At 70.0% G+C, this 15,495-nt stretch carries 14 protein-coding genes; 9 read left to right on the top strand and 5 right to left on the bottom strand.

All coding sequences use genetic code 11. From position 1 onward, the window contains the following. Positions 1-42: 42 nt before the first annotated feature. On the bottom strand, positions 43-1,326 hold the full coding sequence (locus tag AB4079_RS17370; RefSeq protein WP_441788567.1) for an ABC transporter substrate-binding protein: 1,284 nt from the start codon (positions 1,324-1,326) through the stop codon (positions 43-45). 156 nt (positions 1,327-1,482) lie between these two features. Between AB4079_RS17370 and AB4079_RS17365 the strand changes: the two genes are divergently transcribed. Both AB4079_RS17365 and AB4079_RS17360 read left to right on the top strand, forming a co-directional pair. Continuing rightward, positions 1,483-3,357: an ABC transporter ATP-binding protein gene (locus AB4079_RS17365; protein ID WP_441788577.1), complete on the top strand. Its 1,875-nt coding sequence runs from the start codon at positions 1,483-1,485 to the stop codon at positions 3,355-3,357. A 181-nt stretch (positions 3,358-3,538) separates the two neighbouring features. Beyond that, positions 3,539-4,783 (top strand): Nramp family divalent metal transporter, encoded by a 1,245-nt coding sequence (locus tag AB4079_RS17360; protein WP_441788566.1) that lies wholly within the window; start codon positions 3,539-3,541, stop codon positions 4,781-4,783. A gap of 470 nt (positions 4,784-5,253) precedes the next feature. On the opposite strand, the gene AB4079_RS17355 is transcribed toward AB4079_RS17360, so the two are convergent. Further along, a complete protein-coding gene (locus tag AB4079_RS17355) occupies positions 5,254-5,925 on the bottom strand; it encodes a metal-dependent transcriptional regulator (RefSeq protein WP_441788565.1) in 672 nt (223 codons plus the stop codon). Positions 5,926-5,992: 67 nt separating this feature from the next. Here AB4079_RS17355 and AB4079_RS17350 point away from each other — a divergent pair, with 67 nt between their 5' ends. From AB4079_RS17350 to AB4079_RS17330, 5 genes are all read left to right on the top strand, one after another. Then, on the top strand, positions 5,993-7,357 hold the full coding sequence (locus tag AB4079_RS17350) for a cystathionine beta-synthase (RefSeq protein WP_441788564.1): 1,365 nt from the start codon (positions 5,993-5,995) through the stop codon (positions 7,355-7,357). Then, positions 7,354-8,523: a cystathionine gamma-synthase gene (locus tag AB4079_RS17345; RefSeq protein ID WP_441788576.1), complete on the top strand. Its 1,170-nt coding sequence runs from the start codon at positions 7,354-7,356 to the stop codon at positions 8,521-8,523. The genes AB4079_RS17350 and AB4079_RS17345 overlap by 4 nt, the downstream gene beginning before the upstream one ends. 19 nt (positions 8,524-8,542) lie before the next feature. Further along, entirely contained in the window at positions 8,543-8,962 is a 420-nt protein-coding gene (locus tag AB4079_RS17340; protein ID WP_441788563.1) for a VOC family protein, read from the top strand. A 91-nt stretch (positions 8,963-9,053) separates the two neighbouring features. Then, positions 9,054-10,166 (top strand): glutamate--cysteine ligase, encoded by a 1,113-nt coding sequence (locus AB4079_RS17335; RefSeq protein ID WP_441788562.1) that lies wholly within the window; start codon positions 9,054-9,056, stop codon positions 10,164-10,166. 61 nt (positions 10,167-10,227) lie between these two features. Next, on the top strand, positions 10,228-10,497 hold the full coding sequence (locus tag AB4079_RS17330) for a hypothetical protein (protein WP_441788561.1): 270 nt from the start codon (positions 10,228-10,230) through the stop codon (positions 10,495-10,497). Between the two features lie 22 nt (positions 10,498-10,519). Here AB4079_RS17330 and AB4079_RS17325 read toward each other — a convergent pair whose 3' ends face one another. From AB4079_RS17325 to AB4079_RS17315, 3 genes are all read right to left on the bottom strand, one after another. Then, positions 10,520-10,726: a hypothetical protein gene (locus tag AB4079_RS17325; RefSeq protein WP_441788560.1), complete on the bottom strand. Its 207-nt coding sequence runs from the start codon at positions 10,724-10,726 to the stop codon at positions 10,520-10,522. An 80-nt stretch (positions 10,727-10,806) separates the two neighbouring features. Then, positions 10,807-10,968: a hypothetical protein gene (locus AB4079_RS17320; protein WP_441788559.1), complete on the bottom strand. Its 162-nt coding sequence runs from the start codon at positions 10,966-10,968 to the stop codon at positions 10,807-10,809. 68 nt (positions 10,969-11,036) lie between these two features. After that, entirely contained in the window at positions 11,037-12,623 is a 1,587-nt protein-coding gene (locus AB4079_RS17315; protein WP_441788558.1) for a Na+/H+ antiporter, read from the bottom strand. Positions 12,624-12,734: 111 nt separating this feature from the next. Here AB4079_RS17315 and AB4079_RS17310 point away from each other — a divergent pair, with 111 nt between their 5' ends. Together AB4079_RS17310 and AB4079_RS17305 are read left to right on the top strand one after the other, a co-directional pair. After that, a complete protein-coding gene (locus tag AB4079_RS17310) occupies positions 12,735-14,087 on the top strand; it encodes an APC family permease (RefSeq protein WP_441788557.1) in 1,353 nt (450 codons plus the stop codon). Between the two features lie 10 nt (positions 14,088-14,097). Then, entirely contained in the window at positions 14,098-15,489 is a 1,392-nt protein-coding gene (locus tag AB4079_RS17305; protein ID WP_441788556.1) for an MFS transporter, read from the top strand. Positions 15,490-15,495: the final 6 nt, after the last annotated feature.

Genomic DNA, 15,495 nt, shown 5'->3' with positions numbered 1-15,495 from the left:
GCGGGAGAGTTCCCGCCGCCCGGCGACCGATTCAGTCCGGGATCAACCCGCGCTGGCGGTCTGGATGGCGGACGACATGTCCTTCAGCGCCTGGTCCACCGTCTTGTCACCCTTCAGAGCGGCGTAGGTGTTGTCCTGCACCGCCTTCGTGATGGCCGGGTAGAACGGCGACACCGGACGCGGTACCGCGTTCGCGATCGACGTCTTCAGCGTCTTCAGGTACGGCAGCTGGCTGTTCAGCGACGCGTCGTCGTACAGCGAAGCCACCACCGGTGCCAGCGAGCCCTGGGTCACGAAGAACTTCTGGGTCTCTGCGCTCTGCAGGAACTTCAGGAATTCGAACGCGGTCCCCTTGTGCTTGGAGTACACGCTGATCGCGGCGTTGTGACCGCCCAGGCTGGAGACGCCCGGCTTGTCGGCCGAGACGCCCGGCAGCGGCGCGATCCCGAAGGTGTCCTTCACCGTCGAGGAGCCGTCCGTCTTGGCCAGGTTGTACACGTACGGCCAGTTGCGCAGGAACATCAGCTTGCCGGCCTCGAACGCCTGCCGGCCCTGCTCCTCCTGGTAGGTGATGGCCTCGGCCGGGATCTGCCCGTTCTTGAAGCCGTCCACCAGCCGGGTCAGGCCTGCCTTGGCCTCGGGGCTGTTGACCGTGACCTTCTTGCCGTCCTCACCGACGATGGTTCCGCCGTTGGTGTTGATCGCCTCAGCGGCGTTGACCGTGAGGCCCTCGTACTGCGCGAACTGCCCGGCGTAGCAGCCGATGCCCTGCGCCTTGGCGGTGTCGCAGTCCTTGAGCATCTCGTCCCACGTCTTCGGCGGGGTCGGGACCAGGTCCTTGCGGTAGTACAGGATGCCGCCGTCGGAGGTCTGCGGCGCCGCGTACTGCGTGCCGTTGTAGGTGCCCGCCTTGACGGTCGGCGCCAGGAGGGCCGAGTTGTCCATCTTGAACTGGCCGGTCAGCGGCTGGAGCCAGCCCTTGGCGGCGAACTCACCGGTCCACACCACGTCGACATCGACGACGTCGTAGTTGGAGTCCTTCGCCTGGAAGTGCTGCACGAGGTCGTCGTGCTGCTGGTCCGCCTGGTCGGTCTGCTCCTTGAAGGTGACCTTTTCGTTGGGGTGGGCTGCGTTCCACTTCTCGATCAGCGGGCGGACGACGTTGGAGTTGTCCTTGCCCTGCACGTAGGTGATCGGGCCCTTGCTGGCGGTGTTGGCGTTGGCGTCGCCGCCTCCGCTTCCCGATCCGCCGCCGCCGGTACATCCAGCCAGCGTGAGACCCACCAGGGCCACACCGGCGATCACGGAGAGACGTGCTGCTTTCATTTCACTCCTCGTTGAGCTCTTGGTGCGGGCGCGGGTGTGCGCCCGGCCACAACCTACCCCGTGAATCGCGCGGCATGCAAGCGTTTACGTCAAGCGCTTGCATCACGGTTGAGTCACGCCGCACTGCCCGCGAGTTAGGCTTGGTCGGTGAGCGGGATGCGCGGAGTGGGCGGCGGTGGAGCGGCCCGCGGGCGCGTCAGCGGCGGTGACATGAATGCCCAGCGGGCGCTGAACGCCGAGGCGCCGAAGATCCCGCATCTGTTCCGTCGCATCGTCTCGTTGTTCTCGTCGCACCGCGCGGCCATCGGGTTCACCATGGTCCTCGTGCTGGTCGGCGCCGCGCTGTCGGTGATCCCGCCACTGCTCACCGAGCGCGCCTTCGACGACGGGCTGTTCCCGAAGGGCGGCCCGAACCTGCCCGTGCTCGTCGAGATCGTCGTGCTCATGCTCGTCGTGTACGTGATCTCGGCCCTGCTCGGGGTGTGGCAGACCTATCTCACGGCATCCGTCGGCAACAAGGTGATGGGAGCGCTCCGCGTCCGGTTGTTCTCGCACCTGCAGTCGATGGAGCTCAGCTTCTTCACCCACACGAAGACCGGCATCATCCAGTCGCGGCTGCAGAACGACGTCGGCGGGGTGGCGAGCGTCCTCACGAACACGATCTCGAGCATCCTCGGGAACACCGTCACGGTCATCGCCGCCCTCGTCGCGATGCTGCTGCTGAACTGGCAGCTCACCATCGTCGCGGTCGTGCTCATGCCCATCCTGGTGATCGCGCAACGCCGGGTCGGACAGGTGCGGGCCCGCATCGCCACCAGGACGCAGGAGTCGCTGTCGGACATGACGGCGATCACCCAGGAGACGCTGAGCGTCTCGGGCATCCTGCTCTCGAAGAGCTTCAACCGGCAGGCGACCGAGGTCGGGCGCTACTCCGCCGAGAACGACAACCAGATCGGCCTGCAGGTCTCGCAGGCCATGAGCGGCCAGTGGTTCTTCGCGATGGTGAACATCTTCCTGTCGTCCATCCCGGCGATCGTCTACCTGGTGTCGGGCTGGCTGATCGTCGGCGGGGCGACCGACATCTCCGCCGGAACCATCGTCGCCTTCACCACCGTTCAGGCGCGGCTGCTGTTCCCGCTGCTCGCCCTGATGCGGGTGGCCCTCGACCTCCAGACCTCGGGCGCCCTCTTCGCCCGGATCTTCGAGTACCTCGACCTGAAGCCGGCGATCGACGACCGCCCGGACGCCGTGCCGGTCGACCCGGCCCAGGACCTCGGCCGCATCGAGTTCGACCACGTCGTCTTCCGCTACCCGGACGCCCGCGACGGCGAGCGGAACACCCTGGACGACGTGTCGTTCGTCATCCAGCCGGGCGAGTTCGCCGCCTTCGTCGGACCGAGCGGCGCCGGCAAGACCACCGTGTCGTACCTCATCCCTCGCTTCTACGACGCGACCAGCGGGCGCATCCTGTTCGGGGACACGGACGTGCGAGACCTGCAGCAGGATTCCCTGGTCTCGCACATCGGCGTCGTCAGCCAGGAGACCTACCTCTTCCACGCGACGATCGCCGAGAACCTCCGCTACGCGCGGCCGGACGCCACCCAGGAGGAGCTGGAGGATGCGGCGAAGCGGGCCAACATCCACGCGACCATCGTCGGCTTCCCCGACGGTTACGCGACCGTCGTGGGCGAGCGCGGGTACCGGCTGTCGGGCGGCGAGAAGCAGCGGATCGCGATCGCCCGGGTGCTGCTGAAGGATCCGGAGGTGCTGGTGCTCGACGAGGCCACGAGCGCGCTCGACACCATCTCCGAGCGCGTCGTCCAGCAGGCGCTGGACGCCGCATCGAGCGGACGGACCACCATCGCGATCGCCCACCGGCTGTCGACGATCGTCGCGGCGGACGTGATCTTCGTGATCGACCACGGCCAGGTGGTGGAGCGGGGCACGCACCGCGAGCTGCTGGACCAGGGCGGCGTCTACTCCCGCCTCTACCGCGAGCAGACCACCGAGTCCGCCCTCCTAGACGACTGACCCCCTGTTCTCCCCGCGCCCCCGCCTCCCACCGTCGAGTCCTCACAAAGTGCACGCCTGGGCGGCGTGTCGCGTGCACTTTGTGAGGACTCGACGGCGGGGGACAGCGGAGCACGGGGACGGGGACGGGGCGGGGGCGGGGGAGTTAGACTGGGCTAACTTTCCAGTGGAGGGGAGCCTGATGAGTGTCGGCGTGAGGGAGCGGGCGAAGCGCGCCGCGCCCGCGCGCATTCTGCTGCTCCTGGGGCCGGCGTTCGTCGCCGCGATCGCATACGTCGACCCGGGGAACGTCGCGGCGAACCTGACCGCGGGCGCCCGCTACGGGTACCTCCTGGTCTGGGTGCTGGTCGCCGCCAACGGGATCGCCGTCTTCGTGCAGTACGAGTCGGCGAAGCTGGGGATCGTCACCGGCCGCAGCCTCCCCGAACTGCTCGGCGAGCGACTGGGCACCGCCGGTCGGCGTGCCTACTGGGTGCAGGCGGAACTCGTGGCCGCCGCGACCGACATCGCGGAGGTGATCGGCGGGGCGATCGCGCTCAACCTGCTGTTCGGGCTGCCGCTGCCGGTCGGCGGGGTCGTCGTCGGCGTGGTCGCGATCGGCATCCTGGGCGTCCAGTCGCGGCGCGGCCAGCGCACGTTCGAGACGGTCATCGTGGGTCTTCTCGCCGTGATCGCGGTCGGCTTTCTCGCCGGGCTGTTCGTGAGCCCGGTGGACTGGGGCCAAGCCGCGGCCGGACTCGTCCCGCGCTTCGACGGCGCTCCGACCGTGCTGCTGGCGGCGAGCATGCTCGGTGCGACCGTCATGCCTCATGCCATTTACCTGCACTCGGCACTGGCGCGCGACCGCCACGGCGCGTCCGATGACGCAGGGCGCATCCGGACGCTGCTGCACGCCACCCGTCTGGATGTGGTGCTCGCCCTGGTCATCGCGGGTGCCGTCAACGTCGCCATGCTCCTGGTGGCGGCGTCATCTCTGCGGGGCGTCGACGGGACGGGGACGATCGAGGGCGCACATGCGGCGATCTCGGCGTCGCTCGGCCCGGCGGTCGGCGTCGTGTTCGCGGTCGGGCTGCTCGCATCCGGGTTGGCGTCGGCCTCGGTCGGAAGCTATGCGGGAGCCACGATCATGGGCGGGCTGCTGAAGGTGCGCGTGCCGCTGCTGGCACGCCGCGTGGTGACCCTGATTCCCGCGATCGTCATCCTCGCACTCGGGGCGGACCCGACCTGGGCGCTCGTCCTGTCGCAGGTGTTCCTGAGTCTCGGCATCCCCTTCGCGATGATCCCGCTGCTGCGCCTGACCGGGTCGCCTGCGGTGATGGGGGAGTCCGCCGACCGGCTGTGGGTGCGCATCCTCGGCGGGGCGGTGGCTGGGCTGGTCGTGGTGCTGAACCTGACTCTGGTCGTCCTCACGTTCGCGTCGCAATAGCGGACAGCCTGCGCGTCGAGCGCGCGAGTTCGATCGCAAGCATCATCCTTGCGGATGTCGCGAATCGACGTCCGACTCCGAAGGCTGGGAGGAGGGGGTCCAATTGAGCAGACGCGGTCGATGGTTCCGGGCAGTGCGGATATTGTTTGGAGTGGTGCTCCTAGCCTTTGGTCTTTACGCCAGCCTGTCGATGTTCGCCGCGGCCAAGATGAATTCCTGCTCGCAGGAAGGGCCCTCCTCGCCGCTCGCGATTGTTAGCGAGCGAAGTGACATTGTGGAACAGCGTCTGAGTTGGTTGCCGGTGGGCCGCGAATGTGAGTGGTTGCGAGCTGATGGAAACGGCACGGTCACGACCAACAGCGGAAGCTGGGCGTCGACGGCGACGGCATACGGGCCGATTCTTGTCGGAGTTGCCCTGTTAGTTGCGGGGCTGAGGGGACGGTCCGCTGGCCAGCAGGTGAATCGACCGCTTAGCGCGTGAGCGCGACCCACAGGGCGGAGGCCGCCGCCGCGTCGAGCTCGACGGGCGCGCCTCCGACCTGCACGGTGACGTCGCCGGCGGAGGCGCCCTGCGCCTCCACGGTGAGCGCGGTGTCGAGCCCGATGCCGCGCTCGGACAGGTACCGCAGGACGGCCGGGTCGGCGTCCGAGATGCGCACCACCGCGACGCTGGTGCCGGGTTCGGCAGCCAGCAGCGGCACGGCGTCGGGCCGGCGCGGGGTGCCGTCGGCCGTCGGGATGGGGTCGCCGTGCGGGTCGCGCAACGGGAAGCCCAGGCGGCGGTCGATCCGCTCGACCAGTTCGTCCGATACGGCGTGCTCCAGCACCTCGGCCTCGTCGTGCACCTCGTCCCAGCCGTAGCCGAGCTCCTCCACCAGGAACGTCTCGATCAGCCGGTGCCGGCGGACCATCGCAACAGCGTGCCGGCGGCCGGCCTCCGTCAGGCCGACGCCGCCGTACCGCTCGTGGGCGACGAGTCCCTGCTCCGCGAGGCGCCGGACGCCGTCGGAGACGGTCGCGGCGCGCACGCCCATCCGGTCGGCCAGCTGCTTCACCGTGACCGGCTCGTCCGACCATTCCGTTGCCGACCAGATGATCTTCAGGTAGTCCTGCGCGACGGGCGACAGGTCGGACACGGGCATGATGCGATTCTAGGGCGGCAGTGTCACACACTCGTCTCTCGCTAATGCGGGCATTAAGGTGGGACGGGTGAAGTACGCACAGACCATCATCGACTTGGTCGGCGACACCCCGCTCGTGAAGCTCAACAGGCTGACCGACGGGATCGCGGCGACGGTGCTCGTCAAACTCGAGTACCTGAACCCCGGAGGTTCGTCGAAGGACCGTATTGCGACCCGCATCATCGACGCTGCGGAGCGCGAAGGGCTGTTGAAGCCCGGCGGCACCATCGTGGAACCGACGAGCGGCAACACCGGAGTGGGACTCGCCCTGGTCGCGCAGCAGCGCGGCTACCGGTGCGTGTTCGTGCTCCCCGACAAGGTGGGCGAGGACAAGATCAACGTCCTCACCGCCTATGGAGCAGAGGTGGTGGTGACGCCGACGTCGGTGCCGCCCGACCATCCCGACTCCTACTACTCGGTGTCCGACCGGCTGGCGGCCGAGATTCCGGGGGCGTTCAAGCCCAACCAGTACTTCAACCCGAACGGCCCGCGCAGCCACTACGAGACGACGGGTCCGGAGATCTGGCGCGACACGGACGGCCGGATCACCCACCTCGTCGCCGGCGTGGGCACCGGCGGCACGATCACCGGCACCGGACGCTACCTCAACGAAGTCTCCGAGGGCCGCGTTCGGATCGTGGGCGCCGACCCGGAGGGCTCGGTGTATTCGGGCGGCACCGGGCGGCCGTACCTCGTCGAAGGTGTCGGCGAGGACTTCTGGCCGGGAGCATACGACCCGACGGTCGTGGACGAGGTCATCGCGGTGAGCGACGCCGAGGCGTTCCGGATGACCCGGCGGCTCGCCCGCGAGGAGGGCATCCTGGTCGGCGGTTCGAGCGGCATGGCCGTGGTCGCGGCGCTGCGCGCGGCGGAGAGCCTGGGCCCGGACGACATCGTCGTGGTGATCCTGCCCGACGGCGGCCGCGGCTACCTCGCCAAGATCTTCAACGATCGGTGGATGCAGTCCTACGGTTTCAGCGAGGTGCCCGACGAGTCCACGGTGCACGACATCGTGAAGACGAAGCGCGGCGACCTCCCGGACCTGGTGCACACCCACCCCGCCGAGACGGTGCGGGACGCGATCCAGACCATGAACACGTACGGCGTCTCCCAGCTGGTGGTGCTCACCGCGGAGCCGCCTGTCGTGATGGGCGAGGTCGCCGGTGCGCTCGACGAGCGGTCGCTGGTGGACGCCGTTTTCAGCGGTCACGCGGAGATGAGCGACTCGGTCGGGAAGCACCTCGGTGAGCCGTTGCCCCTCATCGGCGCCAACGAGTCGGTCTCCGCCGCGCGCGCGGCGCTCGCCGCCGCCAGTGCGCTGCTGGTGACCGACGGCGGCAAGCCCGTCGCCGTGCTCACCCGGCAGGACCTCCTCAACTACTTCAGCGACTGACCCGGACGAGAGAACGACAAATGACACACGGCTTCGCCACGCGCGCCATCCACGAGGGCCAGGAGTTCGACCCGACGACGGGCGCCATCATCCCGCCGATCTACCAGACCTCGACGTTCGTGCAGGACGGCATCGGGGGTTTGCGCAACGGCTACGAGTACGGCCGGTCGGGCAACCCCACCAGGACGTCGCTGGAGACGCTGCTGGCCTCGCTGGAGGGCGGCGTCCGCGCACTCTCCTTCGCTTCCGGCCTCGCGGCGGAGGACGCGCTCCTGCGTGCGGCGCTGCGACCGGGGGACCACATCGTGCTGGGCAACGACGCGTATGGCGGCACGCACCGGCTGATCGAGCGCATCCACAGCGAGTGGGGCATCCGCAACACCACCGTCGATCTGGCCGACCTGGACGCCGTCCGGACGGCCCTCGCCACCGACCGCTCCCGGATGCTGTGGATCGAGACGCCCAGCAACCCGCTGATGAAGATCAGCGACATCGCGGCTCTGGTCGAACTGGGTCGCGCGGTGGGCGCGGTCGTCGTGGTGGACAACACCTTCGCCTCCCCGGCGCTGCAGCAGCCGCTGTCCCTCGGCGCGGACGTCGTCGTCCACTCGACCACCAAATACCTGGGGGGTCACTCCGACGTCATCGGCGGCGCCCTCGTCTTCGCGGACGAGGAACTGGCCGAGAAGGCGCAGTTCCTGCAGTTCGCCGCCGGTGCGGTGTCGTCGCCGATGGATGCGTGGCTCACCGTGCGCGGGATCAAGACCCTGCAGGTCCGGGTTCGGCAGCACAGCGCCAACGCGCAGTCGATCGCAGAGGCGCTCGTCGGCCACGCCGGCGTCGAGACCGTGTACTACCCCGGGCTGCCCGAGCACCCGGCGCACGACCTCGCGGCCCGCCAGATGAGCGGCTTCGGCGGGATGCTGTCGGTCGCGCTCGCCGGGGGAGCGCCGGCGGCCCGCCGCTTCGCCGAGTCCACGCGCGCGTTCCAGCTCGCCGAGTCGCTCGGCGGCGTCGAGTCGCTCATCGGATACCCGTCCGAGATGACCCACGCCTCGGTCCGCGGCACCGCCCTCGAAGTGCCGGACAACATCGTCCGACTGTCCGTCGGTATCGAGGACGTCGACGACCTGCTGGAGGACGTGGAGCAGGCGCTCCGTCGGTAGTCGGGACTAGCCTCGGCGCATGGACCAACGGATCAGCCTGATCACCCTCGGGGTGGCCGACCTGCGCCGGGCGCGCACGTTCTACGAAGATGGTTTGGGCTGGCGGCCGGTGGACTCGCCCGAAGGGGTCGTGTTCTACCAGCTGCCGGGGATGGCGTTCGCGCTCTTCGGCCGCGACGATCTGGCCGAGGATGCGCGGCTCAACATCGACGGCAGCTTCAGTGGCATCACCCTCGCGTGCAACCAGCGTTCGGAGGCGGACGTCGACCGGGTGCTGGAGCAGGCCGAGGCAGCGGGGGCACGCATCCTGAAACCGGCCGAACGCGTGTTCTGGGGCGGCTATTCGGGGTACTTCGCCGACCTGGACGGCCACGTCTGGGAGGTGGCGTTCAACCCGGGCTGGACGCTCGCGGAGGACGGCACTCTCACTGTCGGGTGAGGCGCGGGGGCGGCTTCACCCTGTTCGCACACGGGATACTCCCGGCGTACTGGGTATTGTCCGACCGCCGCGCGCCACCGATAGTGGAAGGGTGAGGACTTTCGGGGTGGAGGAGGAACTTCTCCTGGTCGATGCACGCGGGGTGGCAGCACCGGTCGCGCCGCTGGTGCTGGCCGACGCGCCGCCGGTGATCGACGGGCCGTCCGTGAGCGCGGAGATCCAGCAGGAGATGATCGAGACGCAGACGCGTCCGCAGCTTTACACCAGCGAGTTACTGCTCGACATCGTCTCGGGGAGGGAGCTGGCAGACGGGTTGGCACAGCGGCACGGAGCACGCGCGATCGCGGTCGCGATGTCGCCGATGCGACTCCGGCCGCACGTCACCGAGGACCCGCGCTACGCGAGCATGATCGAGCGCTACGGTCTCACCGCCCGGGGGACGCTGGTGTGCGGTTTCCACGTGCACGTCGGCATCGAGTCGCGAGAGGAGGGCGTCGCCGTGCTGGACCGCATCCGCACCTGGCTCCCGATTCTGCTCGCCCTCAGTGCGAACTCGCCGTACTTCGGGGGAGCCGATACCGGACACGCGAGCTACCGCTTCGTCGCCTGGCACCAGTGGCAGAGCGCGGGGCCGACCGACGTCTTCGGCTCTGTGGAGGCGTACGACCGCTTCGAGCGGTTCCTCGTCGACACGGGCGTCATCCTGGACACCGGGATGCTGTACCTCGACGCGCGTGTGTCGCGGAAGCATCCCACGGTCGAGGTGCGCGTGGCTGACGTCTGCCTCGACGCCCGCGATGCCGCCGTGATCGCGGCGATCGTCCGGGCGCTCGTCGACACGGCGACCACGGAGTGGCGCGCGGGCATCCCGCCCGCGGCGGTGCCGTCCGCGGCCTTGCGACTTGCCGAGTGGCAGGCGGCGCTGACCGGCACCGCGGGCTCCCTGCCGCACCCCGTCACCTGGCGTGAGGCGTCCGCCGTGGACGCTGTGCAGGCGCTCCTGGCGCACACCTCCGACGCACTCGAGGCGAACGGCGACCTGGAGCTGGTGCGACGCGGTGTCGCGCGCATCCACGCGACCGGGGGAGGGGCCGGCCGTCAGCGCGCCGCGTTCGCGCGTCGTGGCCGGATCCGCGACGTCGTGGGGCTCGCCGTCACCGCCACGCACGAGCAGTCGGAGGACGACGACCTGGTCGTAGCGTGACCGTCGCCGCGGCGCGCCGCGCGCTCTTCCGTGCGCGCGTGATCGCGCCTATCCTGCGGTCATGACGGAGAAGGAGCTCGCGCACCAGCACGCCGTCTACACGTACGGGTCGCTGCCGCTGACCCTCATGTACAGCCCCACCGCGACCGCGGCGTGGGAGGTCTACTTCGGCGGCGAGTACCTCGGGCTGATCGAGGAACTCCACGGCACCGACGAACTCTGGCCGGGGTTCGTGGCCCGCCTCCCCGGCGAGGAGGACACGGGGGAGGGCATCCCCGCTCGCGACTGGCGGGTCGCCGTCGAGATCCTGGCGGGGCGCGCCGGCCTCTAGGCAAGCGCCGCGCCGCGGTCGGTCAGAACGCGAACTGCGACCACTCGGCGCGGGCGAGCGCGACCTGCTCACCGCGCGAATCGACAATCCAGGCCTCCGGCGTGCACGCCAGATAGGTGCAGAGCAGCGTTTCGCTGGTCCAGCCGTCCGCCGAGCGGATCCACCGCACCAGGTGAACGTCCTGCCCCGGTTTCGGAACGTTCCCGATCGGTGCTTCGAATGTCGTCACGCTGCACCCCTCCCCTTGTGCGGCCCGTCTGCAACCGACACTACCGGGGTACACGACCGGGGGACAAGAGGGGGAGGGTGTCAGCTGCCGCTGTCGTCCTCCAGCGGGTCGGATTCGTCGTGCGCCGGCTCGAAGACGCCGTCCGCGTCGTACGGTCCCTCGTCGCCGCCCTCCGCGATGGCGTCGACGTCGATCGGCTCGCCCGACGGCGTCTCCGGCCAGTTCTCCTTGGCGTCGGTCATGGCACCCTCCTTCTTGTGAGGTCCTGAGCGCGATCGTAGACGGCCGGTGGCCTGCCCGGAAGTAGCGCTCACTCGCCCGGCTCGCGGCCGGTGAGCCGCACCTCCTCCACATCGAGGCGGCGTTGTAGATCCCGTAGCACGATGTCGTCGATGTCGCCCTCGTCGCGCAGCCGGACGACCTCCTCGCGTTTGCAGTGCAGCAGGGCGAGGCGCAGCTCGGTGTCCTGGCGGCTGCGCTCGGCGGCGCCCTCGCCCTCCTCCGACTCGTCCTCGACCTCGAGCAGATCCAGGTGCTCCTCGAACTCGTTCTGGATGCGCTCCGCGATCTCCGGGTCGACGCCGAGCTGCCGGACCAGCTGCGGCAGCTCGTCGAGAGCCGCCCGCGTGGCGTTCGTCTCGGCCAGGTGGAGTTCGTGGCCGACCGCCTCGTCGGAGGGCAGGCGCGCCCAGTGCACGAGTGCGGGGAGGAGAAGGCCCTGGACTACCAGGGTCACGATGATCACCCCGGTCGTCACGAAGACGATGAAGTCGCGGCCCGGGAACGGGTGCCCGGAGCCCAGGGTCGCGGGCACGGCCAGGGCGGCGGCGAGGGAGACCGCGCCGCGGAAGCCCGAGAGGCTGCTGACGACCCGCCAGCGGTTGCTCATCCGCCGGGCCTTCTGCTGGGGGCGTCGGTCGAGCAGCCGGATCAGGAACACCGTCGTGAACTGGAAGACGAACCGCACCGCCACGATCACGAGGGTGACCGCGACGATGGCGACCAGCCCCATCCCGAGGTCGCTGGTGGCGAGCTCGGCGACCGACCGCGGCAGCTCGATCCCGACGAGGACGAACAGGCTCGCGTTGAGCAGGAAGGTCGAGAACGACCAGAACGCGTCGGACTGGCGCCGTCCCTCCGCGACGCCGATCCGAGGTCCGGCCTGGCTGATGATGAGGCCCGCGACCACGACCGCGAGCACACCGGAGGCGTGGACGAATTCGGCGACCAGGTAGGCGGTGAACGGCGTCAGGAGCATCGCGATGTTCTGTGAGATCGCGTCGCGCAGGCGTTTGCGCGCCAGGATCGCCAGCCAAGCGACCAGGGCGCCGATGGCGGCGGCCGCGAGGTAGGCGAAGAGGAAGGTGACGGTCACCGCACCGAGGCTGACGTCCGCGTCACCGACGGTGAAGCCGACGGCCAGCGACCACAGCACCAAGGCCGTGCCGTCGTTCACCAGGCTCTCGGCGCGCAGGATGGTCACGTTTCGCCGCGGCAGCGAGTGCGTGAACGAGGAGACCGCCGTGGCGTCGGTCGGCGCGACCGCAGCGCCGAGCACCCAGGCGGGCCCCCACGGCAGCCCGAGAGCATGGGCGAGGACGGCGACCGCAGCCGCGGTGGCGACGACGAGACCGGTGCTCATCAGGATGATGCTCCGCAGGTTCGACTTGATCTCCCGCAGCGAGGTGGTCAGGCTCTCCCAGTACAGGATCGCCGGAAGGAACAGGAACAGCACCACCTCCGGCGCCAGCTCGATCCCGCGGAACAGCGGCACCAACCCGATCAGCACGCCGAAGGCGACCAGGAGCAGCGGTTGCGCGACGCCGATCCGGCGGGCGAAAACCCTGCTCAGCAGGGTCGTGACGCCGATCACGACGACGAGTTCCAGTCCGAGCACGCGGCCTCCTCCAGGCACATCCTCCCGCGGGACCGTGGATGGCGTAACCGGCGCGGGGCTGAGAGTGGGCCCAGAGAACCGGATGTCGGTGGTCAGCGCCATCATGGAGAGATGACGGAACGCGGGCCTTCGACCACGCGCGCCCGCGGTCCGGAGCCCGAGCTTCCTGACCCGCAGGTGCCCTCCGCGCCGCACGGGCGGCTCGGCGTCGCCGGCGGCACGGCGCTCTACATCGCGGCGGTGCTGGGGACGGGCATCCTGGTGCTCCCGTCGCTCGCTGCTGCTGCGGCGGGCCCGGGGGCGATCATCGCGGTGGCGGCGCTCGCGCTCATCTCGGTGCCGCTCGCCTCGACCTTCGCCGCCCTCGCCCGGCGGCATCCTGATGCGGGAGGGGTGGCGACGTTCGCGCGGCGCGCCTTCGGGCCCGATGCCGCGCGCATCATCGGCTACTGGTTCTTCTTCGGCACGCCGATCGGAGCCCCGATCGCGGCGCTGATGACCGCCCGGTACGTCGTCGCGGTGATCGGCGGTGACACGGTGAGCACCACGCTCATCGCCGTCGGTCTCATGGTCATCCCCATCGCGGTGACCGCGTTCGGGGTGCGGTTCGCCGCCTCCGTGCAGCTCGTCCTGTCGGGAGCCCTGGTCGCCGTCCTGGTGTTCGTGCTCGCTGTTGCAGCGCCCCACGGGCAGCCGGCGCACCTGCAGCCTCTGCTCCCGCACGGCTGGGGCGGCGTCGGCTTGGCGATGAGCCTCTACATCTGGGCGTTCGCCGGCTGGGAGGCGGTCGCCGGTATCGGCGGGGAGTTCCGGAATCCGCGCAGGGACATCCCCCGCGCCACCGCCCTGGCGCTGGTGATCGTGTCGGTCGCCTACCTCGCCATCCAGACCGTCACGGTCCTGGTACTGGGCGACCACGCCGCCTCGACCGCTGTCCCACTGCTCGAGCTGGTCCAGATAGCGACCGGACCAGCGGGCGGTGTGGTCGTCGCCGTCATCGCGGCGATCGTCGTCACGGGAGTCTTCAATGCCTACCTGGCGGCGTTCAGCAAGCTCGGCGCCGCCATGGGACGAGACGGCGACCTACCCGCCTGGTTCGGTCGCGGTGTCGAGAACGGCGCGGTCGCCCGGCGCGGGCTGCTGCTCTCCACCGTGGTGATGGCGGTGTACTCGGTCATCGTTCTGGCGAGCGGCGACCTCCAGCCGTTCATCCTCGTCCACACGAGCTTCGCCGCCGCTGTCTACGGACTCGGAGTCGCCTCCGCGCTGCGGCTCCTGCCGGCCCGCTCCGTCGGCTGGTGGATGGCGCTGCTCTCGTGCGTCCTCGCCGGCGGGCTGCTGCTCCTCGCCGGCTGGCACCTCGCCTTTCCGGCAGCCGTCGCCGTGCTGGCCCTGGGGGTCGGAGCGCTGGCCAGGGCGGCTCGGCGACGCCCTGCCGGACGCGCCGAGCGCCCCCAGGGTTAAGGTGGGCATCATGACCTCGCGCGACGTGGATTCGGTGTCGGCCGGCTCCCCCTCCGCTGCTCCGCCGGCGGCCGGTGGTGTTCTCAGCCCGCAGTTCCGCTGGACCAGCATCGGGATGTGCCTGCTGATCACGCTTGCCGCCTTCGAGGCGCTCGCGGTCACCACCATCATGCCGGCGGTGAGCAGGGAGCTCGACGGGGCGGCGCTGTACGCGTTCGCGTTCGCCGGTCCGCTCGCCGTCAGCGTCGTCGGCATGGTGTCCGCCGGAGCCTGGGCCGACCGCGGCAACCCCAGGACGGCGCTGGTCGCCTCGGTGGCACTGTTCACGGTCGGGCTGCTCGTCGCCGGCACCGCACCGACGATGTGGTTGTTCGTCGTGGGCCGGCTCATCCACGGGCTCGGCGGCGGAGCGCTCACCGTCGTGCTGTACGTGATCGTGGCCCGCGTGTATCCGCCCAGGCTGCATCCCCGGATCTTCGCCGGGTTCGCGGCCGCGTGGGTCATCCCGTCGCTGATCGGGCCGTTCATCGCCGGCGTCCTGGCTGAAACGGTCGGCTGGAGGTGGGTGTTCCTCGGCGTCGTCGGCCTGACCGCCCTCGCCATGCTGATGGTCGTGCCGGTGATGCGCGGGGTGCTCCACGCGCCGGCCGAGCCGGCACCGTTCCGCCCGGCGCGGGTGCTCTGGGCGGTGCTGCTCGCGACGGCAGTGTTGGCGCTGACGCTCGCGGCCGAGGCGAGAGGACCGGTCCAGTGGATCGTGCCCGTGCTCGCCGCCGCACTCGCCGCCTTCGCGATCCGGCCGCTGGTGCCGAGCGGGACGCTGCTCGCCCGTCGCGGGCTGCCCAGTGTCATCCTGATGCGCGCCCTCGTGGCGGGAACGTTCTTCGCCTCCGAGGTGTACGTGCCGCTCATCATGGTGACGCGGTACGGCCTCTCACCCGCGGTCGCCGGTCTCGCCCTGACGGCGGCCGGCCTCACCTGGTCCGGTGCGTCGTGGGTGCAGGGGCACTTTCCGGGCATCACCAACCGGACCGCAGCACGGTTGGGAGCGCTCGGACTGACGATCGCGCTCTCCGCCCTCATCGCCACAGCTGCCTGGCACCTGAACCCGGTCGTCGCCGTGGTCGCGTGGGCCTTCGCCGGAGGTGGGATGGGCATCCTGTACCCGCGGCTCGGCGTGCTGACGCTCGAATACTCGACCGCGGACGATCAGGGCTTCAACAGCTCCGGGCTGTCGATCGCCGACGCGACCGGTTCCGCCGTGACGTTGGCGGCGACAGCGATCGTCTTCGCGGCGTTGAGGGAGGCCGGAGCGGGGTGGCCGTTCGTCGGAGCCTTCGCCGTGTCGGCCGTGCTCTGCGCGCTGGCATGGGTCATCGGTCCGCGCATCCTGCATCGCTGAGACCGC

The sequence above is a fragment of the Leifsonia sp. 2MCAF36 genome (assembly GCF_052115525.1).
Taxonomy (GTDB): domain Bacteria; phylum Actinomycetota; class Actinomycetes; order Actinomycetales; family Microbacteriaceae; genus Leifsonia.
The sequence above is the reverse complement of the archived record's forward strand: the minus strand, read 5'-3'. Positions and strand labels throughout refer to the sequence as shown.